The 22,751-nt window shown below is 53.6% G+C and carries 23 protein-coding genes; 18 read left to right on the top strand and 5 right to left on the bottom strand.

Features of this window, described 5'->3' with window-relative positions; genetic code table 11:
• Positions 1–2 precede the first annotated feature (2 nt).
• The 11 genes from murD (at position 3) to F1E05_RS16650 (ending at position 12,823) form a co-directional block, all read left to right on the top strand.
• Entirely contained in the window at positions 3–1,370 is a 1,368-nt protein-coding gene (gene murD, locus F1E05_RS16700; protein ID WP_150050451.1) for a UDP-N-acetylmuramoyl-L-alanine--D-glutamate ligase, read from the top strand.
• Entirely contained in the window at positions 1,370–2,512 is a 1,143-nt protein-coding gene (gene ftsW, locus F1E05_RS16695) for a putative lipid II flippase FtsW (RefSeq protein WP_150050449.1), read from the top strand. Before murD ends, ftsW begins: the two co-directional genes overlap by 1 nt.
• Positions 2,509–3,573 (top strand): undecaprenyldiphospho-muramoylpentapeptide beta-N-acetylglucosaminyltransferase, encoded by a 1,065-nt coding sequence (murG, locus tag F1E05_RS16690; RefSeq protein ID WP_150050447.1) that lies wholly within the window; start codon positions 2,509–2,511, stop codon positions 3,571–3,573. The genes ftsW and murG overlap by 4 nt, the downstream gene beginning before the upstream one ends.
• Entirely contained in the window at positions 3,570–5,003 is a 1,434-nt protein-coding gene (gene murC / locus F1E05_RS16685) for a UDP-N-acetylmuramate--L-alanine ligase (protein ID WP_408631320.1), read from the top strand. Before murG ends, murC begins: the two co-directional genes overlap by 4 nt.
• Complete coding sequence (murB, locus tag F1E05_RS16680) at positions 5,000–5,890, top strand: UDP-N-acetylmuramate dehydrogenase (protein ID WP_150050445.1); 891 nt, start codon at positions 5,000–5,002, stop codon at positions 5,888–5,890. The genes murC and murB overlap by 4 nt, the downstream gene beginning before the upstream one ends.
• Positions 5,887–6,831, top strand: coding sequence for a D-alanine--D-alanine ligase (locus tag F1E05_RS16675; protein ID WP_150050443.1), 945 nt, complete (start codon positions 5,887–5,889; stop codon positions 6,829–6,831). The genes murB and F1E05_RS16675 overlap by 4 nt, the downstream gene beginning before the upstream one ends.
• Positions 6,822–7,556 carry a cell division protein FtsQ/DivIB gene (locus tag F1E05_RS16670; RefSeq protein WP_150050441.1) on the top strand — a complete coding sequence of 245 codons (735 nt, stop codon included), beginning with the start codon at positions 6,822–6,824 and terminating at the stop codon, positions 7,554–7,556. The genes F1E05_RS16675 and F1E05_RS16670 overlap by 10 nt, the downstream gene beginning before the upstream one ends.
• Positions 7,557–7,621: 65 nt before the next feature.
• Positions 7,622–8,848 carry a cell division protein FtsA gene (gene ftsA / locus F1E05_RS16665; RefSeq protein ID WP_150050439.1) on the top strand — a complete coding sequence of 409 codons (1,227 nt, stop codon included), beginning with the start codon at positions 7,622–7,624 and terminating at the stop codon, positions 8,846–8,848.
• A 39-nt stretch (positions 8,849–8,887) separates the two neighbouring features.
• On the top strand, positions 8,888–10,048 hold the full coding sequence (gene ftsZ, locus F1E05_RS16660; RefSeq protein WP_150050437.1) for a cell division protein FtsZ: 1,161 nt from the start codon (positions 8,888–8,890) through the stop codon (positions 10,046–10,048).
• A gap of 84 nt (positions 10,049–10,132) precedes the next feature.
• Positions 10,133–11,059 carry a UDP-3-O-acyl-N-acetylglucosamine deacetylase gene (gene lpxC, locus F1E05_RS16655; protein ID WP_150050435.1) on the top strand — a complete coding sequence of 309 codons (927 nt, stop codon included), beginning with the start codon at positions 10,133–10,135 and terminating at the stop codon, positions 11,057–11,059.
• Between the two features lie 630 nt (positions 11,060–11,689).
• On the top strand, positions 11,690–12,823 hold the full coding sequence (locus tag F1E05_RS16650) for an IPT/TIG domain-containing protein (RefSeq protein WP_150050433.1): 1,134 nt from the start codon (positions 11,690–11,692) through the stop codon (positions 12,821–12,823).
• Between the two features lie 267 nt (positions 12,824–13,090).
• Here F1E05_RS16650 and F1E05_RS16645 read toward each other — a convergent pair whose 3' ends face one another.
• On the bottom strand, positions 13,091–13,384 hold the full coding sequence (locus tag F1E05_RS16645) for a hypothetical protein (protein ID WP_190303174.1): 294 nt from the start codon (positions 13,382–13,384) through the stop codon (positions 13,091–13,093).
• A 299-nt stretch (positions 13,385–13,683) separates the two neighbouring features.
• On the opposite strand from F1E05_RS16645, the gene F1E05_RS16640 reads away from it, so the two are divergent.
• Positions 13,684–14,178, top strand: coding sequence for a retroviral-like aspartic protease family protein (locus tag F1E05_RS16640; RefSeq protein ID WP_150050429.1), 495 nt, complete (start codon positions 13,684–13,686; stop codon positions 14,176–14,178).
• A 150-nt stretch (positions 14,179–14,328) separates the two neighbouring features.
• On the opposite strand, the gene F1E05_RS16635 is transcribed toward F1E05_RS16640, so the two are convergent.
• From F1E05_RS16635 to F1E05_RS16625, 3 genes are all read right to left on the bottom strand, one after another.
• On the bottom strand, positions 14,329–15,408 hold the full coding sequence (locus tag F1E05_RS16635) for a hypothetical protein (protein ID WP_150050427.1): 1,080 nt from the start codon (positions 15,406–15,408) through the stop codon (positions 14,329–14,331).
• A gap of 96 nt (positions 15,409–15,504) precedes the next feature.
• The gene (locus F1E05_RS16630) at positions 15,505–16,206 is read right to left on the bottom strand and encodes a hypothetical protein (protein ID WP_232056689.1); all 702 of its coding nucleotides are present in this window, start codon (positions 16,204–16,206) and stop codon (positions 15,505–15,507) included.
• Positions 16,207–16,350: 144 nt separating this feature from the next.
• A complete protein-coding gene (locus tag F1E05_RS16625) occupies positions 16,351–17,082 on the bottom strand; it encodes a cytochrome b/b6 domain-containing protein (protein WP_232056688.1) in 732 nt (243 codons plus the stop codon).
• Between the two features lie 43 nt (positions 17,083–17,125).
• Here F1E05_RS16625 and F1E05_RS16620 point away from each other — a divergent pair, with 43 nt between their 5' ends.
• Complete coding sequence (locus F1E05_RS16620) at positions 17,126–17,668, top strand: helix-turn-helix transcriptional regulator (RefSeq protein WP_150050425.1); 543 nt, start codon at positions 17,126–17,128, stop codon at positions 17,666–17,668.
• Positions 17,669–17,797: 129 nt separating this feature from the next.
• The gene (locus F1E05_RS20320; RefSeq protein ID WP_190303173.1) at positions 17,798–17,947 is read left to right on the top strand and encodes a hypothetical protein; all 150 of its coding nucleotides are present in this window, start codon (positions 17,798–17,800) and stop codon (positions 17,945–17,947) included.
• A 279-nt stretch (positions 17,948–18,226) separates the two neighbouring features.
• On the opposite strand, the gene F1E05_RS16615 is transcribed toward F1E05_RS20320, so the two are convergent.
• Positions 18,227–18,724, bottom strand: coding sequence for an REP-associated tyrosine transposase (locus tag F1E05_RS16615; RefSeq protein WP_150050423.1), 498 nt, complete (start codon positions 18,722–18,724; stop codon positions 18,227–18,229).
• 91 nt (positions 18,725–18,815) lie between these two features.
• On the opposite strand from F1E05_RS16615, the gene F1E05_RS16610 reads away from it, so the two are divergent.
• From F1E05_RS16610 to F1E05_RS16595, 4 genes are all read left to right on the top strand, one after another.
• Positions 18,816–19,460, top strand: a complete 645-nt coding sequence (locus tag F1E05_RS16610; protein WP_232056687.1) for an AAA-type ATPase lid domain-containing protein — start codon at positions 18,816–18,818, stop codon at positions 19,458–19,460.
• 261 nt (positions 19,461–19,721) lie between these two features.
• Positions 19,722–20,270 carry a M15 family metallopeptidase gene (locus tag F1E05_RS16605; protein ID WP_150050421.1) on the top strand — a complete coding sequence of 183 codons (549 nt, stop codon included), beginning with the start codon at positions 19,722–19,724 and terminating at the stop codon, positions 20,268–20,270.
• A 218-nt stretch (positions 20,271–20,488) separates the two neighbouring features.
• Complete coding sequence (locus F1E05_RS16600) at positions 20,489–21,670, top strand: DUF262 domain-containing protein (protein ID WP_150050419.1); 1,182 nt, start codon at positions 20,489–20,491, stop codon at positions 21,668–21,670.
• On the top strand, positions 21,648–22,748 hold the full coding sequence (locus tag F1E05_RS16595) for an AAA family ATPase (RefSeq protein WP_150050417.1): 1,101 nt from the start codon (positions 21,648–21,650) through the stop codon (positions 22,746–22,748). The genes F1E05_RS16600 and F1E05_RS16595 overlap by 23 nt, the downstream gene beginning before the upstream one ends.
• Positions 22,749–22,751 lie beyond the last annotated feature (3 nt).

Below are 22,751 nucleotides of genomic sequence, written 5' to 3'. Positions count from 1 at the left end.
CGATGGATACCGGTGGGTTACTCGACAAATTGGCGACGCACTTCGGATTGCATGCCGACAGCGCGCGCCTGTTGATCGTGGGTTTAGGGGCTACCGGATACTCCGCCGCTCAGTTCCTGCAGCACACGCCGATTAAGTTCGCCATCGTCGACAGCCGCCGGCAGCCGCCGCAAATCGAAAGTTTCCGCGAACAGATGCCGGACGTACCGGTGTTTACCGGCGGTTTCGATCAGGCTGCGTTCGACGTCGCTACCCATATGCTGATCAGCCCCGGCGTGTCTTTAAACGAAAAAGTGATCTGCAGGGCGGTGCAAGCAGGGGTGACCGTACTGAGCGACATCGATTTGTTTGCCTGCGCGACCGAGAAACCGGTGCTGGCAATCACGGGCTCCAACGGTAAAAGTACCGTAACGACCATGTTGGGCGACATGGGTCAAGCGGCCGGTTTTAAAACCGCGATCGGGGGGAATTTGGGCACGCCGGCGTTGGACCTGTTGCAACAACAAGCCGATTTATATGTGCTGGAGTTGTCCAGTTTTCAACTCGAACGCACCCGCTTGCTGAACGCGGCGGCGGCAACCGTTTTGAATGTCAGCGCCGATCACTTGGATCGCCACCGCGACATGGCCGAATACGCCGCCGAAAAACAGCGGGTATATTGCGGTGACGGCGTCATGGTGTTGAATGCCGACGACCCGGTGGTGTCGGCCATGCGCGATCAGAGCCGGCGGTGTTTGACCTTCTCGGTCAGAGAGCGGGCCGATTTTTATTTGCGCCGTTGCGAGTCCGTCGATTGGCTGATGTGGGAAGAGCAACAATTAATGGCCGCGGACGAGTTGAATTTAGAGGGTAGCCATAATATTGCCAATGCATTGGCGGCGTTGGCGCTGGGACACGCGATCGGCATGGACCTGAATGCGATGTGCCGGGCCTTGCGCAAATTTAAAGGCTTACCTCACAGGATGCAAAAAGTGGCCGAGCTGCACGGCGTGCGCTGGGTCAACGATTCCAAGGCTACCAATATCGGCGCCTGCGTCGCCGCGCTGCAAGGCTACGAACGCAAAGTGATCCTGATTGCCGGCGGCGACGCCAAGGGTGCGGACATGAGCGAGCTGCAGCCGGTAGTCAGCGAAAAAGCCAAAGCCGTAGTGGTAATGGGTAAAGATGCCTTATTGATGGAACGGGCCTTGCAAGGTTGCGTACCGACTTATCAAGCCGGCGATATCAAGCAGGCCGTGAAAATTGCGGCCTCACTGGCCGAAGTTGGCGATAGCGTTTTATTGTCGCCGGCTTGCGCCAGTCTGGATCAATTCAAAAGTTACGCCGACCGGGGTAACAAGTTTGCCGAAGCGGTGTTGGAGTTAGGCTAATGGCAAAACAACGCTATCACGTCGATGAAACCCTGTTGACGGCTTGTCTGTGCCTGCTGGGCTTGGGTTTTGTGATGGTTGCTTCTTCTTCCATGCACATGGGCGTGAAGGTGGCGGAAGACTTGTCGAATTATCCGATTAAGCAGTTGGCGCATATCTTGATCGGCTTAGTGGTTGCGGCCGCTATGATGAACGTGCCGATGAAGACTTGGCACAAAATAGGTCAGCCCTTGTTCATTGCCGGCTTGCTGTTGTTGTTGGTGGTATTGGTGCCTGGCATAGGCGTCAGGGTTAACGGTAGCGTGCGTTGGCTATCGCTGTTCGGCTTGCGCATTCAGGTTTCCGAAGTGATGAAATTCATTGCGGTCGTCTACATGGCCGGCTACATCACCAGACATGGCGAGCACGTGCGTAAATCGCTGTTTGGCCTGGTCAGGCCCTTGTTGCTGTTCTCGGTGGCTTGCGTGTTGTTGTTGATGGAACCCGATTTCGGCTCGGCGGTGGTGATACTGATTATCGCCATGGGCATGATGTTTTTAGGTGGCGCCCGATTGTCGCCGTTCGTGTTGCTGGTCGTGCTGGTTTCGGCCGCGGCGGCGGCCCTGGCTTACACCTCGCCTTATCGCTGGGAACGGGTAGTCGGCTTCCTGGAGCCCTGGGAACACGCCCGCGATAGCGGCTATCAATTGACGCAGGCCTTGATTTCGTTCGGACGCGGCGAAGTGACCGGCGTCGGTTTGGGTAACGGCTTGCAAAAACTGTTTTATTTACCGGAAGCGCACACCGACTTTTTGTTCTCGGTATTGGGCGAAGAATTGGGCTTGGTCGGCGTTGTGCTGGTAATAGCCTTGTTTAGCGCCTTGGTGTTGCGCGGTTTCGCTATCGGCGAGCAAGCCGAGAAGGTCGGCGAATATTTTTCCGCGCTGGTGGCCTACGGTTTGGCGATTTGGTTCGGTTTTCAGGCCTTCGTCAACATGGGCGTCAATATGGGCATATTGCCAACCAAAGGTTTGACCTTGCCGCTGATGAGTTATGGCGGCGGTAGCATGATCGTCATGTGCGGCGCGGTTGCGGTGCTGTTTCGCATTCATTTCGAAGTCACCGAACTTCAAAAAAGTAACGTCAAGGGGATAAAGCGATGAGCGGTCGTATCGTAATCATGGCGGGGGGAACCGGCGGCCATGTGTTTCCCGCTTTGGCGGTTGCGGAAGAAATGCGGTCTCGCGGCTGGCAGGTCAGCTGGCTGGGAACCCGCAAAGGCTTGGAAAGCCGGGTAGTGCCGGAACGCGAGTTCGAGATCGATTGGCTTTCGGTAGAAGGTATACGCGGTAAAGGTCCGGTTGCCAAGGCCTCGGCGCTCGCCGGATTGATGACCGCTTGTCTGCAAGCGCGGCGAATTTTGAAACATCGTAAACCGGACGTGGTGTTGGGCATGGGCGGGTTCGTAGCCGGGCCGGGCGGATTGATGGCGAAATGGCTGCATATTCCTTTGGTCGTGCACGAACAAAATCGTATCCCCGGCACTACTAACCGCTGGTTGGTGAAATTGGCGGCCAGCCGAGTGTTGGAGGCGTTTCCGAATAGTTTTGCCGCCGAAATCAATGCGATTTGCACCGGCAACCCGTTGCGGCAAGCATTCGCCGACTTGCAACCGGCAGAGGAACGCAAATTCGCAAAGGCGCGTCCGTTACGCATCATGGTGTTGGGCGGTAGCCAGGGGGCCAAAGCGCTGAACGAAACCGTGCCCGAGGTGTTGGGTGGCCTGGAACGCTTGGAAGTCAAGCACCAAACCGGCGATTTAATGCGGGACGCGGTAGCCGAGCGTTATCGGCAATTAGGTGTGGCGGCTGAGGTGGCGGCCTTTTTCGAGGATATGCCGCAAGTCTACCGCTGGGCGGATTTGATTATCTGCCGTTCCGGTGCCATGACGGTGAGCGAAGTCGCGGCCTGCGGTTTACCGGCTATTTTCGTACCGTTTCCGCACGCCATCGACGATCATCAGACCGCCAACGCGCGTTACCTGAGCGGTGCCGGTGCGGCCATCGTATTGGATCAAGCGGAATTGAACGAGCATAGCTTGAGCGACGCCATCGACAGGGTCAGAAACTCCTTGCAGGCCATGAGCCGGGCGGCCAAAAGTTTGGCCAAACCCGATGCAACCCAGGCGGTTGCCGATATTTGCGTGCAGGAGGCGGCGCGATGAACCGGCCGTTGATGCACATGCCCACCCAAACGTTGGGCGATATCGACAAGATCCACTTCGTCGGAATCGGCGGCACCGGTATGAGCGGGATTGCCGAAGTGCTGTCGAATTTGGGCTATACGGTGTCCGGTTCCGACATCAAGGCTTCCGCGGTAACCGATAGGCTGGAAGCCTTGGGAATAACTGTTCATTTCGGGCATACCCAACAAAACGTGGCCGGAGTCGACGTGGTCGTGACTTCGACGGCGGTCGATAAAACTAACCCGGAAGTCGTCGCCGCCTACGAAAACCGTATCCCGGTGATTCCGCGCGCGGAAATGTTGGCGGAGTTGATGCGTTTTCGCTTCGGCATCGCGGTGGCCGGTACCCACGGCAAAACCACTACCACCAGTTTGACCACGATGATGCTGGCCGAGGGCGGTTTCGATCCGACTTTCGTGATCGGCGGGCGCTTGAACAGCGTGGGGGCCAACGCCAAATTGGGATTGGGCAAATATTTGGTGGCCGAAGCCGACGAAAGCGATGCGTCGTTTTTGTTTCTGCAGCCGATGATGGCGATTGTGACCAACATCGACCAGGATCACATGGAAACCTACGGCGGCAATTACGAGCGTTTGAAGGACACCTTCGTCAAATTTCTGCATCAGTTGCCGTTTTACGGTCTGGCGGTGTTGTGCATAGACGATACGGGCGTTTGCGACATTCTGCCGGGCATATCCAAACCGGTCAAAACCTACGGCATTGACGAAAAAGCCGACGTGCGAGCGGTTGACGTCCATCAAGACGGATTGCGTACTCATTTTACCGTGTTGCGCTGGGGCGATTTGCCGCCGTTAAAGGTTACCCTGAACCTGCCCGGCTGGCACAACATGCTGAATGCGCTGGCGGCTACCACCATCGCCACCGCCTTGGGCGTGGACGACGACGCGATAGTGCGCAGCTTGGCGGAATTCAAAGGCGTGGGCCGGCGTTTTCAAATCAACGGCGATGTGGCTTTCGACGGCGGCATGCTGACCTTGGTCGATGATTACGGCCATCATCCGCGCGAATTGGCGGCCACCTTGGAGGCGCTGGCGCAAGCTTGGCCGCAGCGGCGCAAGGTGGTGGTGTTTCAGCCGCATCGATACACGCGCACACGCGACTTATTCGAAGATTTTGTCGACGTGTTGTCGGGCGTCGACGTGTTGATCCTGCTGGACGTGTATGCCGCCGGAGAGGCGCCGATTACCGGCGCGGACGGCAAAGCCTTGAGTCGTTCGATTCGGGTTCGCGGCCAAGTCGATCCGGTATTTGTGCAACACCGCGATGACTTGCCGCAGATTTTGGCCGGCATCGTGCAAAAAGACGATGTGATATTGACAATGGGCGCCGGTAACGTAGGCCAGATCGCGGCCGAGTTGCCGGCGAAATTACAGGAGGCTTTGGCATGATGGCGGCCGAAATCTGGCGCGGAACGCTGCTGAGCGACGAGCCCTTGTCCAAATACACCAGTTGGCGGGTGGGCGGCCCGGCACGTCGGATGTACATCCCGGACAGCAAAGCCGATTTGGTGAGGTTCATCGCTAGCCTGCCGGCGGGCGAACCCTTGGTGTGGATAGGTTTAGGCAGCAACTTGTTGGTCCGCGACGGCGGCGTCAAAGGTACGGTCATCAATACCCGCAATAAATTGAAAGACATGCACTTAATCGATTCCGGCCGGGTGTATGTCGAGGCCGGCGTGCCTTGCGCTCACGTCGCCCGGTTTTGTAGCGATTTGGGCCTGACCGGCGCGGAGTTTCTGGCAGGCATCCCCGGCACCATGGGCGGGGCTTTGGCGATGAATGCCGGCGCGTTCGGCGGCGAAACCTGGCGTATCGTCGAGCGGGTCGAGATGGTGAACCGGCACGGGCAAATTTTGGAGCGCGGTACAGACGAGTTCGAAGTGGCTTATCGCTCGGTGAGAGGCTTGCCGGAAGAATGGTTTTTGTCGGCGCAGTTGCGTCTGCAATCAGGCGATAGTCAAGCCAGCCAGACGCAGATCAAGACCTTGCTGGACAAACGCAATGCCAGCCAACCGACCAATAAACCGACCTGCGGGTCGGTGTTTAAAAATCCCCCCGGAGATTTTGCCGCGCGTTTGATAGAAGCCTGCGGTTTGAAAGGTTTTAGCGTCGGTGGGGCGATGGTGTCGGAAAAACACGCGAATTTCATCGAAAACCGCGGCGATGCGACCGCCGCGGATATCGAAACCTTAATCGAACATATCCAAGATCGGGTGCGTAACCAATTCGGCGTCGCCTTGCAAACCGAAGTGTGCCGGATAGGTGACAAAATATGAAAGCATTGAAAATTCATAACGCCGCCGAGTTCGGCAAAGTGGCGGTATTGATGGGCGGCACCGCCGCCGAGCGGGAGATTTCCTTGATCAGCGGCAAAGCGGTTTTTCTGGCGTTGCAGGCCCAAGGGGTCGATGCGGTCGCGATCGATCTGACCGGCAGTCCGATCCGGGCTTTGCAAGATCAAGGATTCGACCGGGTATTTAACATTGTGCACGGCCGCGGCGGTGAAGACGGCGTGTTGCAAGCGATATTGCAAGCCTTGGAACTGCCTTATACCGGCTCGGGCGTGTTGGCGTCCGCCTTGAGCATGGACAAATTACGGACCAAGCTGTGTTGGCAGGCGATGGGCTTGCCGACTCCGAAATGGTTTGTGTTGAAAGACGCAAGCGACATCGATGCATGCATTGATGCGCTGGGGTTTCCAGTCATCGTCAAGCCGGCGTTGGAGGGCTCCAGTATCGGCATGAGTAAAGCCAATGACCGCGGCGAATTGCTGGCGGCGCAGCAATTGGCCAGTCAATACGGTTGCGACGTGTACGCGGAACAATGGATAGAGGGCAAGGAATACACCGTCGGAATTTTGGACGGCGAGGCCTTGCCGGCGATTCGGCTGGAAACGCCGCACACATTTTACGACTTCGACGCCAAGTATCGAGCGGACACTACCCAATACCACTGCCCTTGCGGTTTGGACGCGCAAGCCGAAGAACGCCTCAAAGCGTTGGCGTTGACGGCTTGCGAGGTGGTAGGCGTTAAGGGGTGGGGGCGAGTCGACTGTTTCCTGGACAAAGACGGTGAGCCGCAGTTGATCGAGGTCAATACGGTGCCGGGCATGACGGATCACAGTTTGGTGCCGATGGCGGCGAAAGCGTTAGGGGTCGATTTCGAGCAACTGGTCTGGCGCATATTGGAAACCAGCGTGGCGGATACATGCGGCTGATAAGAGCATTCGGATTTGCCGTGATAGCGGCTTTATTGCTCGGCTTGGGCTGGCGGCAATGGCACGCGACCGACGCCGCCAGCCGGCCTATCCGTTACGTCAGGATCGAAGGGGCGTTTCAGTACACCAATAAGGATAAATTAAAGCAACTTCTGACTCCGGAACTGAAGCGCGGCTTTTATCACGCCGACATGGATACCGTGCAGGAGTCGCTGAGCAGTTTGCCGTTGGTTGCCAAAGTGGATGTAAAGCGGGTGTGGCCGGATGCGGTGCATATCAAAATCGTGGAAGAGAAGCCTATCGTCCGCTGGGGCGATAAGGCCTTGTTAAACAAACAAGGCGATATTTTGCTGCCGGACGACACCGCGGAATTTAAGAATTTGCCGTTGATTACCGGGCCGGCCGGCCAGGAGAAAAAATTATTGGAAATCATGAAGGGCGTTTATCTAGTGCTGCGGGATAAATCCATGCAATTGGCCGAATTTCACGTTAACGAACGGCGGGCGTGGCGGATCAAATTGGCTAACGGCATGGAAATGCAGTTGGGACGCAAGGCGCCGCTGGAGAGCATGCAGCGTTTTTTGCGGACTATCGACTTGATAGGCGCCGAACGGGTCGGAATGATGGCGAGCGTGGACACGCGCTATCCCAACGGTTATGCGGTGACCTGGAAGCCGGACGCGCCGCCGATCGACTGGAAGCAGGTGGCACATGCCGCTTATTGATCATCCGGTTGCCGGTGCATTTAACGAATACATAATTGAAACTGTAGGCTTACTAGAGCAATAACATGGCCAAAAAGACTGATCGAAATTTACTTGTGGGGCTGGACATCGGCACGTCGAAAGTCGCGGCCATAGTCGGAGAATACCGTGGCGGAGATGAGATCGAAGTGATCGGCATAGGCACGGCGCCGTCCAAAGGGTTGAAAAAAGGCATCGTGGTTAATTTGGAATCTACCGTGCATTCGATTCAGCGGGCGGTGGAAGAAGCCGAGTTAATGGCCGGTTGCCAGATTAAATCGGTATTTGCCGGTATTGCCGGCAGCCACATCAAAAGCCTGAATTCGCACGGTATCGTCGCGATCAAGGAAAAGGAAGTAACTCAGCACGACATCGACCGCGTGATCGACTCCGCGCGGGCGGTGGCGATACCGGCGGATCAGAAAATCCTGCACATCCTGCCGCAGGAGTTCGTGATAGACCAGCAGGAGGGCATCAAAGAGCCGATAGGCATGTCCGGCATCCGTTTGGAAGCCAAGGTGCACATGGTGACCAGCAGCGTCAGCGCCGAGCAAAACATAGTCAAGTGCATTCGCCGTTGCGGTTTGGACGTGGATGACATCGTATTGGAGCAGTTGGCATCGTGCTCGGCTGTCTTGACCGACGACGAAAAAGACTTGGGCGTGTGCCTGATCGATATCGGCGGCGGCACTACGGACATTGCGATTTATTCGGAAGGCGCGATCAAGCACACTGCGGTGATTCCTATTGCCGGCGATCAGGTCACCAACGACATCGCGGTGGCGTTACGCACGCCGACCAAAAATGCCGAAGAAATCAAGCGCCAATTCGCCTGCGCGTTGACCGACATGGCCGACCCCCAGCAAATGATCAACGTGCCGAGTATCGGCGACCGCGAGCCGCGCAAAATTTCCGCGCAAAACCTGGCGGAAATCGTAGAGCCGCGTTACGAAGAATTGATGCTGCTGGTGCAAGCCGAATTGCGCCGTAGCGGATACGAGGATTTGATTGCCGCCGGCATGGTGATTACCGGCGGTAGTTCGCAAGTACGGGGACTGACCGAATTGGCGGAAGAAATTTTCCATATGCCGGTTCGTTTAGGGACGCCGCTGCACGTGTCCGGGTTGACCGATGTGGCGCAAAATCCAATTTATTCCACCGCGGTGGGGTTATTGGTCTATGGCAAGGATCATCACGGGCGGGCTTTGGGGTTGAACGACGAAGGCGGAAATTTGTGGGCAACCATCAAAAATTGGTTTCAAGGAAATTTTTAATTTAAGCAAATACAACTAGTGTGTTCGGAGGGTGTGAAAATGAAGTACGAATTGATGGATAACATAGGTAGTGCCGTGATAAAGGTCGTCGGTGTTGGTGGAGGCGGCGGCAATGCCGTCAACCACATGATCGAAACCGGCATCGACGGCGTGCAATTTATCTGCGCTAATACCGATGCGCAGGCGTTAAGGCAAATGAATGTCGACACCATCGTGCAATTGGGCTCCGAATTGACTAAAGGTTTAGGTGCCGGGACCCGTCCCGAGGTTGGACGCGCGGCGGCCGAAGAAACTCGCGAGCGGATTCGCGAAGTCATCGACGGCGCCGACATGGTGTTTTTGACCGCCGGCATGGGTGGTGGCACCGGTACCGGTGCGATTACGGTGTTCGCCGAAGAAGCTAAATCGATGGGGGTGTTGACGGTAGCGGTAGTGTCCAAACCGTTCGAATTCGAAGGTGCCAAGAAAAAAGGCGTGGCCGATAACGGCTTGCGCGATCTGGAGAAGCTGGTCGATTCGTTGATCGTGATTCCTAATCAAAAACTGTTGCCGACCTTGGGTAACAACCGCTCACTGGTAGAGGCGTTCAAGGTGGCCAACGACGTGCTGCTGGATGCGGTGCAAGGTATTACCGAACTGATTACCCATCCCGGCATGATCAATGTCGACTTCGCCGACTTGACCACCGTGATGACCAATATGGGCAGCGCGATTATGGGTACAGGTATCGCCAGCGGCGAAAACCGCGCCCGCTTGGCGGCGGAAAAAGCGATTGCTTGCCCGTTGCTGGAAGACATCAATTTGCAAGGCGCGCGCGGTATTCTGGTCAACGTAACGTCATGCGGCGATCTGGGCTTGAACGAATTCGACGAAATCGGCAGTATCATGCATGCGTTCGCCTCTGACGATGCCGACATCAAAATCGGTATGGCGGTCAATCCCGATATGGGCAATCAGATCAAGGTGACCGTGGTCGCTACCGGCATGGGCGAAAAAATGCGGGCGAATGCGCCTATCAAATTGGTGCAAAAAGTCGCGGCCGGCGAAGTGAATTACGACCAGCTGGAAAAGCCGACCGTTATCCGGCAACAAAGATCGGAAGCCGCTACAAGAGAGAGTCGTTTCGGCGCGCAACCTAGAGCCGACGGCGATTTGGATTACTTGGATGTACCGGCATTTTTGCGCCGGCAGGCGGACTAGACGATCAAAATTCGCACGGGAAGTTGCCTTGAGCTTTATGGTAGACTTCCCGGTTTTTTCGTTGCATTCTCATAGCCGTTATTCATGATCAAACAACGCACACTGAAAAACACCATCCGAGCCACCGGCGTCGGTTTGCATACAGGTGACAAGATCCTTTTGACCTTGCATCCGGGCGAGCCGAACAGCGGAATCCGATTCCGCCGCGTCGATTTGGACCAACCGGTCGTGATTGCGGCTCGTCCGGAAAACGTCGGCGAAACCAAGTTGTCGACCACGTTGATTCAAGACGGTATCCGAGTATCGACCGTCGAACATTTGCTGTCGGCCATGGCCGGCCTGGGTATCGATAACGCTGTGGTTGATCTGAGCGCTCCTGAAGTACCCATTATGGACGGCAGCGCCGGGCCGTTCGTGTTTTTGCTGCAATCGGCCGGCGTGGTCGAGCAGAACGCACCGAAAAAATACATTCGCATCAAGCGTCCGGTTCGAGTGGAAGACGGCGATAAATGGGCGGCGTTCGAACCTTTCGACGGTTTCAAGCTGACATTTACCATCGATTTCGAGCATCCGGCCTTTCGCGACCACTTGAAAACCGCGGTAATGGATTTTTCAACAACGACTTTCGTCAAGGAAGTCAGCCGGGCCCGTACCTTCGGTTTTATGCGCGATTTCGAGTTTCTGCGCGAGAACAATTTAGCCTTGGGTGGCAGCTTGGACAACGCCATCGTGGTCGGCGACGACAAGATTTTGAACGAGGACGGTTTGCGCTACGCGGACGAATTCGTCAAACACAAAATTTTGGACGCCATCGGCGACCTGTATTTGTTGGGGCATAGCTTGATCGGCGAATATAAGGGCTTCAAATCCGGTCACGCATTAAACAACAAGTTGCTGCTGCGTATGTTGGAACAAAAAGATGCGTGGGAAATGGTGTCGTTCGATGCGGACGAAGACGCGCCTATCTCCTATGTGCGTTCGGAAAAGGCGGCTATGTCGGCTACAGGTTAGCTCGATCCGTCCTTTTTCTTCTCCGTTTTCGGATGCCGGTATTGCCGGCATCCGCTCCTCTTGCCTTAGTAACACCTCCCTGACGGCTTTAACTTACTATGAGTGTTATGGTGGGAGCGACACATAGCCGCGATTCGCAAGGCCATCATCGCGACTATACGTCGCGCCCAGTGCGCTTGTGAAGGCGCGCACGTATCGCACGGTGAAAGTCCATGTCAGGGTATGCCAAGGCCCTGTAGCTGAAGATAGCTGCGTCGTTGCGAAACGGGGTGGAGAGCAATCGGAGACGAACGCGATTCGGCGGGACACGGCGGCGAGCCTGCTGGGAGATGGCGAAGCCTGAAACGCATCGAACACGTTTGGCGAAAGAAACGATGTCCGGGCCGTGCCTGTGGCTGAAGGTGGAACGTTGGGACGTGTGTGCGAGATAAGCGAGGAGACTGTCCGGAGGTGCGAATTCGGGCGGGCGTCAGTTCGACCCCTATCCAAACTACCTTACATTTGCCAAGCCTTCATGGTCGTTAGGATGGCTTAAGGTTGCGGTCTGGGTGACATGTTGTGTTTAATTTATCGGCGCTGACGTGTGGCTTTTACTTTTTGCCGGTTGCTATCGCAAACAGGAGGTTGGCTATGAAAGGTTTTATTCGTCAATTCATTATTTTTTCTTTGCTGGCCGCGGTGCTTGCCGGCGGCTTGGCGTGGGCGGAATGGGGCGGCAACGGTTCTTTTTCGCCGGTTACCATGAACAAGGACAATGGCAAGCCGCTGAAATTGCAATGGACTTATATCATCAATAATGGCCTACCTATCGTGATTACCGGCGGCCAGTTGCAAGGTTTGGACAGCCTGCGCTTGAAGTTCGGCAATCTGTTGTTGACGATAGATCCTAAAACTTTGCAAAGAACCGCCAAAATCAGCGGAAATTTAGTGGCTCGTTTGGGCACGCGAACCGCAGGCGGCCGATTCAGTATGAAAATCGTCGAAAATCTGCTGTCGGGCGACGAAGGAAAAATCTTGATCAGCGACGAAACGGCGGACTTCAAAGTTTCGGTCGCAGCCGGCGGAGTAACGGCTAAAGTCGTAGCTGATTTGGTTGCGCAAATTTCACCGCCTAGCGAATGGTTTTTGGATAGAAACGATCTGGATACCCTGGGAGTCGGCTATGTTTACAGTGCGCAAGCTCCCGTTACGCTGAATTTTCAGGGAAGCGTTTGTGCAAAAATGTTCGGCAGTTCCGAATGCCGGGACTTGGATGATTCCAGTGTCGCATCGCCCGAACGGTGGGAGATCAAACAGTACTATGACCAATACCCAGTCGGAAATTGGCTGTATGCGAATGTGGTCGAGGTGGCTCAAGACACCGTGCTGCCGGTATTCGACGGCTCGACGGTAAACTCGCAGCAAGTCGCCGTGACGTATTTTGTTGCCAAAGGGGTTGGGATGATTAAAGGTCTGGGCCAGTATCAATTTAGCGACGAAGCTTTACCTATCGAGCTGAAATCAACCTCCATCGTATTGCCGAAGATCAGTCGCATAAACCGGAAACAAACGTCAGCTGGCGACCAACTGAAAATAAAAGGGGTTGGTTTCGGCAAAATCATGGGTAAAGTCATGTTGGACGGCGAGGAGCTTGCGGCGGATGTTTGGAAAAATAATGCCATTTCAATTTATCTGACCGATGCACTTGCTTCCGGCCAACATTGGGTCACGGTGCAAAAAGACAACGGCATTATTAGCGCGGCCCAGCAGATAGACATTCCCTAAGTTGCTGTCGAGCCAATCCCGAGATGTATGCTTCGTAGATGTTCTTGCCGGGGTTTACTACCCGCAAGCTAGGCGATTGCTGTTTTTCGGGCGGTGCCTGGCTAGGTTCTAGCCAGGTTGGACGGCGGTGCTCAAGGTTAAAATGCGGGTAATCAAAGTCGGCGACATTGACTGCGGTATTGTGAGCAACGGGTTCGGTCGGATGTTGTATGAGAGGATTGAGTACGCGCTTGTCGGCAACTACGGCACTCCGACACAGTGCTGAAATTATCTATTCTCGGCTTCGGTCGATTGCGGGCGAAGTTGTTTTGCCGCGTATCTGGAAATGGATCGATGCGTGTAGTGAGCCTTGTCGATAGAAGAGGTTTTGGTAGTACCCGTTTCAAATGCGGAAAAGTCCGCGCGTTCGGCGGGAAGCGCCTTGCCGCGGTGTAATACGCAATTGTAGGGTAGTTTCGGCCAGAAGGAATTGCAGTTGTCGGTTTCCGCAAAAGCGCTGGTTGAAATTGAAGCCGTTGCCACAGCCGCAAGCAAGCTTGTGATTTGAATTGTTTTTTTCATGATAGTAGTACCCCTGTCGATTGATGAAGTTAACCCCCGCATGGATTCCTTAGGTGAATAAGGAATGATATTAATATATCGAATCAATATTAAATTCGCAATTCTTTTTCCGCTAGCCGTTTGTTCGATTTGCATTGATATGGTGCATTTTATTCATCATAACGCTCTTTTTTGGTGCTTGCAAGTGCGGAGACTAAAGTCGGTTTTTTTATAAGATAATGTAATTAAACATATTTTTTAATGGCATGCGATATGCTGGGTAAGCTGCAAGTGTGGCGCAATTTATTTTCGGAATCACCATGTTTGCACAAATCGTCCGGTTGTCCTTGTTTAGCTTGTGTTTTTGGTTGCCTCTTGCCCAAGCGGGTCAATTCGCCACTACGGTGCCTATGAGCAAAAAGGGTACGGCGACTTTTTATGTTCAGGTTGAATTTGACGGAATCGCCGGGAACGATTTGATGGTCGATACGGGTTCCGATTATGTAACAATCAACGAAGCTACCCTCGATTTACTTAAAGAGCGCGGAAACGTGGATTATGTCAAACAAGTTTCGGGGGTTATGGCCGACGGGTCCGATGTGATTGTGCCGATTTATCGCATCGCGAAACTCAACATCGGCTGCTGCTGTATCGTGCGCGACGTGGAGGCGGCGGTATTCAAAGGCACCGAGCGTCAGATTCTCGGTTTAAGCGCGTTGAAGAAAGTGGCTCCATTTGCCTTATCGGTGGATCCCGATCATTTAATTCTTAGCGATTGTAAGGCGCTTTCGCTGGAACTTGCGGGCAATCAGTAACATCCCTTCATCATTCGTTTGCGTAACGCGGAGTCGTTTTGCACCGGCTAATTACGGTCTAAACGGTGGCGGCTATTCGGTGCATAGCGTGGCTAAGCGAACTTGAATTGCCCCCGGCCTATCCCTAGGAATCGGCCGGGGATTTTGTATCTAGGCCGAACGTTTAGTAATAGCTCTCAACCAACCCAGTAATGCGGTACCGAACAACCAAACCGCTCCCGGAACAGGTACTTGAGCCGGAAAGACGATAGGGCCATCCAAATTGGCGGCGATCATTTGTTGGCCTAGCAGCCTGCCGACATACAACTCGATGTTGGCCGGATCGTTGGCGAGATCGTCTTCGCACGAACCGATTTCCACGCAAGATGCTTCGTGGCTTTCCGGATCGTAACTGCCGGTAAACGCAAAGTATTGGTAGGTCCTTAATACTTGTTCCGCATCAGCCCCGGCTTCTTGCTCGCCGCTATCGAGCAGGTTTTTGGGGTCGTCGGCAGCCAAACGCAAATCGCGTTGCATCAGCTTCCATTCCACTTCGACTGCGTTAGGGTCGTTCTCGTCGGCGATCTGGTCCGGATTGTCGGCCATCAGGTCGTTCAAATCGGCTTTGTGTTCCAAATCCAGTTCGGTTTTCATGACCTTTACCCATACCGCATCGGAAAAATGCTGGTTCGGCTCCGCTTCCGGAGCCTCGGGTGCTTCGACCACGAATTGCACCACCGGTGCCGGGTTGTTGGGAGCCGGTTGCGGTTGCACGACGTTGACTATCGGTGCGCCAATCAAGTTGACCGGAGTGCTGCGATTGCCATTTTGATCCAGCCAATAGTAACGCGAGGCGGTCGGGTTTTGATTGAGGGCCAAGCCGAAGTGCTCACAGCCCGCAATCGTAATACAAGAGTGTCCGCCGGTATTGGTGATGGCTGTGGTATACGGCACGGTGCTATGTACGCCGCCGTCGAAATAGCGGATGCTGGTGATGCCGTTGCCGCCGGATACTTGCCCGGAGCCGTAGTGCCAATTGCTAAAGGTATAGTACTGGCCGTTGTAGTTGGCGATTGCCGAAGGATCTATGCCTTCCAGTTCGATTTCGAATCCGTAATAGGTATTGCTGGTGGAATCGTTGAAGACGTCGAAGTTGCCCAAGGTACCGTAGGTGGTACTGGCGTTGGCAATTGCGCTGCCCAATAAACCGGAAACGCTGAGTGCCGCGGCGGCGAAATTTAGTTTATTCATGATGTGCCTCAATTGAATGTTTTATGGGTTGGCGGGTGTAAATGTTCGATTTGTAATAAAGGTTCAATCGGCAGCAGTGCGCGGCCGAAAGACTCCTTAAGGCAAGGTGCAATTGCCGCTTCCGCCATCGCGGATGAAATAGTCGGTGGATATATAAGCGTTAGCTAACGAAATGACGTTGGTTCCGGCACTCAAAAATACCGGGGTTTTAGGGCGAGTGGTGCCGTTGAGCTGGGTCAACGGGGTGCCGTTGATAGACACGTTCAAAAGATAAGTGCCGTTATCGAACACGTTGACGTAAGGCTGGCTAAGGCCGGTAGCCGGATTCAGCGCGCAACCCGGCGTGACCGTTGCGTATGACTTGCCGCTGGCCGCGTATTCCAATGAGCCGTCGTTGCTGAAGGTGTTGCCCGAGGTATCGGGAAGCAAGCACATTCCGGGTTGTACGGTAAAAGCGTATCGGTCGGCGGTTTTTTTGCTGATGCGCACGACCACGCTGTTGTTGCCGTCGGCGAGAGCTACGCCGGTGCTCGGATTGGCAGTAGTCACGACTGCCAGCCGCGAGCCGTTCACGAAAACGCCGGCACTAGTACCAGGCTTGGCGTTGAATAAACCGGCTTGCACGCTCGGCACTTGCTCACCACTACCGTTAGGGTCTGCAGCGCATTGCACGACGCTGGAGGCGAAAGTCTTGCCGCTAAAACCGATCTGTATGTCTGCTGCAAAACTGGCGACGGAAAATGCCGCGGTAGCGATCAACATGCTGCTGGTACAAAGAAAAACGGGTGTATGCGTCATTGGATACCTCTCGTTGAAAATTCAAGTTATCAAGCGGCCGTTCGAGCTACATGAAGGCTTGGTTGAAGTGAAGCGAAAACCGCTCTTGAAGACGAGTTAGTGGGCGTATTGTTCGTCACCTAGCGGGTTATCTGTGTGGGAGGTTCATTTATAGGAGTCGTCTATTTCCTTAACCCCACTCAACATGGCTGTAATTAGTTGTTGTTTTTCTCTCCGGGACGAATAAAGGACTGCGGTGATATGCAATGTGGCCAATGCCAGAGTCAGGTTCGCAAACAACTCGTGCAATTCTTCCCAAAATTCTTCGGATTTTTTATCGGTAGCGGGAAGAACGGTGTTGGCCGAAGGTGAGGCTAATCCGCTTTTGATTTGATGTTGCGGCGAGCCGTTAGATGTTGCAATTTCTGCGGCCCAAGCCCAGGGGCCGTCGTTTTCTTCTAGTGCATACAATTTCAAACCTGATAGCGAGGTTGCGGCAAGGCTTAGCAGCAAAGCGACGACCATCGCACCGCCGGCCGGGTTGTGGCCGATATAGTGCTGAGATTTGCCTGAAAGCATCTGTTGCAAATAGGCGAGGATTGCGGCAGGTGAATATACGAAATCCGCAAACCGAGCGTAACGGCTACCACAAAAACCCCAAATCAAACGAATCAAGACGATCGTGCTCACGACGTAGCCCGCCACGATGTGCAGTGGCATCAAGTCGTCTTCACTGAAATACGCGGTAAAAACGGCAGGTATCAACAACCAGTGGCCGATTCGTACTACGGGATCCCAAACTTTCACTTTTTTTGAATCTTTTGCCATACTGTGCGGCGCTCCAATTTGAAACTTGCACATATAGTGTGGAAATTCGTTTTTTCCTGCATCCGTCATCCGACGTATAAGGGGGTTTTTGACTCAATTTTGGGAGCAATCGATGATCGAAAACAAACGTGTCAACCTTTGGGCGATTCTCATCAGTCTGATGATTTGCGTGTTGATTGCCCTGGATATGGTCGGAGACTACCGGGAAGGCGTGCACTGGCAGCATTTACTGCTGGAGTTGGGCATACTGTCGCTGTCGCTTTCCGGGATCGTTTATTTCTGGCGATTGTATTGCTTGTCTGCACAAGCGAAGATCGCTTTGCTGAGACACGATCTGGAGCTGGCCAATCGGCAAGCTCGGCATTGGCGCGATGCCAATCGGGACTTGATCGTCGGCTTGGCCAAACAGATTCAGCAGCAATTCGATAGTTGGCAGTTAACCCGGGCGGAAGCTGAGGTTGGCATGTTCATGTTGAAGGGGTTAAGCCACGCACAAATTGCCGAGCTGCGGCACTCGAGCGAGCGAACCATAAGAGACCAGGCTAGGGCGATTTACCGTAAGGCGGGGGTGAATAACCGCATCGAACTCTCCGCGTTTTTTCTGGAAGACTTATTAATGCCGAATGGGCCGCAATCCGAAGCCGGTGAGAACTGAGTGTCGGCTTGTTTGTCCTTGGAGTTGAATTTCTAGGCCGCTTGCGCCTTGCGCTTGGAATGTAAATGATCCGACCGTGGACTATCCGGCGGAATAGACATCGGTATAAGCAGCGGCCGGCGGCGGGTGTTGAAAACCAACGGGGCCGGGCAAACCCGCTACGTAAACGATACCGCCGGCCGCTTGATCTACGAACAGACCGGCAACGGCAGCGCCCGCAACTACGTGTGGCTGGGCGACAACTATTCTGACGCGGGGGCATTCGGCGGAACTCGGTAAACCGATCCCAAAATGGCGGAACGCCTCGGCAACTGCTCCATGCGTTGCTCTACCTCCTGCATCCCAGCAGTCGTATCGGCTTCCTCCCTACGCGGGTTAACCCGGCCATCTATGCTGAGGCGTGTCGTTGGCGTTGAGCGGTCGTTCGCTTTTGCGAAGTTTATGAAGAGGGTTTTAGTCGTAGCAATACGATAGCGAGTGGCGAGGGCCCAAAAGGGTTGAAAAGTTAGCATGGTGTTTGCTTGTCGGCGAATTCAGCTTTTATCCCTTGTACGGCCATCATAAAAACATCACATTAACCGGGGTATGGGGATTGGCGGATGACCAGCGCCAATGCTCCGGTTTTTCCACGTAATTTTTTCTTACCGGGTTTTCGTGGATGTAATTGAGTTTTTGGCGATAAAACGCCGGATTTTCAATTTTCTTGGGCGCGTTGGTATTTTGCCAAAACTGATACTGCCCGGCTTCGTCGGTAAATAACGGCAAAATGCGCGGCTCGTGGGTTTCGATGTTTTGTTTCAGTTGTTTGGAGGTGAAACGTTTGAAATCCCGTAAAAAGCCAGCGACATCCGGGGAGGTTACGATCAAATGCAAATGATTCAACATGAACACGTAACCGTTGAGATGCAAGGCTTTATGTTCTTGGCAATAACGGATCGAGTCCGCCAGGATTTGCCAGCGTTCGAAGCGATCGAACAAATAATACCAACGGGCGACCGTCAAGGTGACGTAATAGGTGCCGGCGTTTAACTCGGTTGCTACGCGTCGGGAGGGCATGGTTAATCAAATCACCTCTGATAATTGGGGTTGGACGGATTATTTAATCCGTCCGTAACGTTTGCATTATCTTTGAACTGGCTTGAAAAGTTTGGGACGGGGTACATACCCCGTCCCGCTCAAGCAGGTCAAATTATTACGGGTGATCCAGGAACGCGAATTCGAACGCGTCGGCGGCCAGACCCCGATCAAAATGGACGTGCGGGTCATCACCGCTACCAACCGCGACTTGTTGCAGGAGGTGGCGAACAAAAATTTCCGCGAGGATTTGTTCTACCGGCTGAACGTGTTTCCGCTGACCACGCCGCCGCTGCGGGAGCGGCTGGAAGACATTCCGCTGCTGGCCGATTTTCTGATCGGCAAATTCGCGCCGAAAATCGGCAAAAAAATCAACGGCGTCGGCGCCGAATCGATGCGACGTTTGCAGAACTACCGCTGGCCCGGCAACATCCGCGAACTGGAAAACATCATCGAGCGCGCCATCATCCTGGCCGACGGGCCGTGGCTGGAGATCGGCGCCGAGCAATTGCCGGGCAGTGCGACGGACGTTTCCGTTGCGCCGCTCCAGCTCGGCGACGCCAGTCTGGATGCGGTCGCCCGCGAACATATCCTGCAGGTGCTGGAGCAAACCCGCTGGGTCATAGAAGGCCCGCAAGGCGCAGCGCAGCGCTTGCGGGTCAAGCCCAGCACGTTGCGCTATCGGATGCGGAAACTGGATATCCATAAACCGCGCTGAATGCTTGGATCGGCTTTTAACAGAACGGCTTGTTCTGCCTTTGGGAACAACGCAGTTAATTTCAGAGGAAGTTGGGCCGCGACGACGGCTTGTTTTGAGGAAATGATGGGAATTAAAGACTTGACTCGGCGGCTCAGCTCGTTCGGCCAAACCCTGCGGGAGCCGTTGCTGGATCGCTTTGATAGGGCCGCTGCGAAATCGCAGTCACCTCGGTCAAATGCCGGCCGGTTCGGCGGATGGCCCTGTTAACCCGGTGCGGACATGACGCATTCTCCGGAAACGGCGAGCTGCGATCCGCGTGCGCTCTGCGCTGCGCTGGGAATTGCGGTCGAAGCGGTCGAAGCCCGCGGCTTGCGCCTGTATCCTGCGGCAGAAAGCTTGGCCGTCGCCGACGTCGACCCTAAGGGCAGGGAGTTTCTAATGGCCCCGGCAGCCGGCCGCGCCTGGCAGGCGATGAAAGCCGCCGCAGCGACCGACGGCATCGAGATTTACCTGATCTCGGCCTACCGCAGCGTGGAACGCCAGGCCGAGATCATCCGCGCCAAGCTCGACGCCGGCGCGGCAATTGCTGATATCCTGACCGTGCTGGCGCCGCCCGGCTACAGCGAACACCACACCGGCCGCGCCGTGGATCTGACCTGCCCGGATGCACCGGCGGTGCAACAGGGTTTCGAACTGACCGCAGCCTTCGCCTGGCTAAAGGCCAACGCCAACCGCTTCGGCTTCGTCATGTCCTACCCGCCCGGCAACGCATCGGGTTATCGTTACGAACCCTGGCATTGGTGTTTTCAGGGGGCGGAAGGGGGCTGAATCGCTATCCGCTAAAGAAGCGGCACTGGCCAACGGTTTGCGATATGACTGAGGTGCATGGCTCGGAGGTCATGGCTAATTCTAATTAGGGCGCTGACAGCAGCCTGATATAACCACTTATAATGAGCATATTGTGATTGCTGCCCGAACATTCTTTGAATTTGTAGTTTTTGGTGATAAGCAATTTGTTAGGCAAAGATTAAAGCGATCTGGGTTACATGGATAAAGAAAATTTGCAAGAACAAGAGTTGTTGGAAGAATTGACTTCTGATCAGCAGCGTACTGGAGTAGAGGTTGAGAAAACTTCTGATGACGCCGTCGCAATTGTTGAGCCCTTCGATCCTGAAAAGATCGATGTCAAGACTAAGCCTATGACGGTCGATTTAATCATGGCAAGGATTCGAGGTGGTGATGAAGAGATAGACTTGATGCCTGATTTTCAACGTCGGGCCGGTATATGGGACCTGACTAGGAAATCGCGCCTCATTGAATCTTTGCTGCTGCGGATTCCCTTACCTGTATTTTACGTCGCTTCGAATCAACATGATTGCTGGTCTGTAGTTGACGGCCTGCAACGTATCACGACACTCAAGGAGTTCATTCACGACAAAGAGTTGGTGTTACAGGGATTAGAGTTTCTTCATAAGCTGAATGGTAAAAAATTTGTTGATCTTAATCGGCAGATGCAACGCCGAATCTTAGAAAGTGAAGTCACCGTTCACATAATTCAGCCGGGTACTCCTTCGCCGGTTATGTTTAATATCTTCAAGCGCATTAATACCGGCGGATTGCCATTATCGGCACAGGAAATTCGCCATGCTATCAAGCAAGGAGCCGCTACACAATTACTAAAAGAATTGGCTGAATCCAAAAATTTCAAAGAGGCAACCCGTAATAGTATTCGCGACGAGCGCATGGCCGATCGGGAGTGTGTACTTAGATTTTGTGCGTTCTATATTAATCCTCCCGATAAATACAGTACTGGCGATCTCGATGCGTTATTAATTCAAACCATGGATGAAATCAATTCGTGGCCGGATAATAAAATTAAGAACCTAACCAAACGCTTCAAAAATACGATGGATGCTGCGAAGCGGATCTTTGGCAAATGGGCGTTTCGAAAATATTACGGTTCCGGATATAGGCTAAGCCCAATCAATAAAGCACTTTTCGAAGTGTGGGCAGTGAGTTTGTCAAAACTTTCGAGCGATGAAATCGATTACCTTGAGAAACATCGCGATGAGCTGATGAATAAATTCGCAAAGATTTTGATGCATGACTTTGATTTTCAATCGTCGATTTCAGCGGCTACAGGCTCCGTTTCTAATGTACGGCTACGGTTTAAAAAAATCGAAAATCTGATTCAGGAGGTTATGCATGCTGAAAAATCTGCATCTTGAAAATTTCAAAGGATTTAAGACTTTAGAAATTCCATTTCGTAACGTCACGCTACTTGCCGGCTTGAACAGTGCGGGTAAAAGTTCGGTAATACAAGCGCTCTTGCTTTTGAAACAGATCGATTATCAGCGAGACCCAAGCACTGATCACGTTGAATTATTTCCTAATGGCGACTACGTATCTCAGGGTAGCGGTCGAGAGTTGTTATACGAATTTGCCGAGTCTGACGAGATGCTAATCGCCTGTGAAACGTCTCAGCAGTCGCATTCGTGGCGTTTCAAATATCATCCCCAGACTCACCGACTGGTTACAGAAGACGTATTCGAGCGCAAGGATTTGGCTACTCTTGATCAGTTACGGTTTTCGTATCTGAGCGCGGAACGCTGGGGACCTCGGCTCACTTATCCATATGAAGATGTCGAGCAAACCAAAGGGTTAGGTATCTATGGTGAATATGCAATTCGTTACCTAATCGAACATGGCGAGGCACCCGTAGAAAATATTGCTGCGCGCCATCCAGCCGCTAAAGGCGATAGCCTTATTCATCATGTTCAGGCATGGTTGGGCGAACTTAGCCCTGGTGTACGCATAGATGTGAAACCGCTACGCGACGCCGGAGTTTCTCTGTTAGGTTATGGTTTTGAACGGCGAGGTGATGTGGCTTCGCGTTACTATAGGCCAACTCATGTCGGCTTCGGTTTGACGTATTGTTTACCACTCGTAGTGGCTCTGCTTTCTGCTGAATCCGGCACCGTATTACTATTGGAAAACCCTGAGGCTCACTTACATCCACGAGGTCAAGCCGAACTTGCAAGGTTGATTGCTTTGGTTGGTCGAAATGTCCAGGTTATTTTAGAGACCCACAGCGACCACGTCATGAATGGATTGCGTGTGGCAGTTCGGCGAGAAGAGTTAACAGCTGAAAACGTTGCATTTCATTACTTCCAACGTGAAGGGACAAATGCCTATATAGAAACACCGGAAATTGATGCTAACGGTAGACTTTCCTTCTGGCCTGATGGCTTTTTTGATGAACACGAACGTATGCTCGCGGCACTCGTCCGTAAATCGAAGACCTGAAAT

The sequence above is a fragment of the Methylomonas rhizoryzae genome, from assembly GCF_008632455.1.
Taxonomy (GTDB): domain Bacteria; phylum Pseudomonadota; class Gammaproteobacteria; order Methylococcales; family Methylomonadaceae; genus Methylomonas; species Methylomonas rhizoryzae.
Note: the sequence above shows the minus strand (reverse complement) of the source record. Positions and strands in the feature narration are given on the sequence as shown.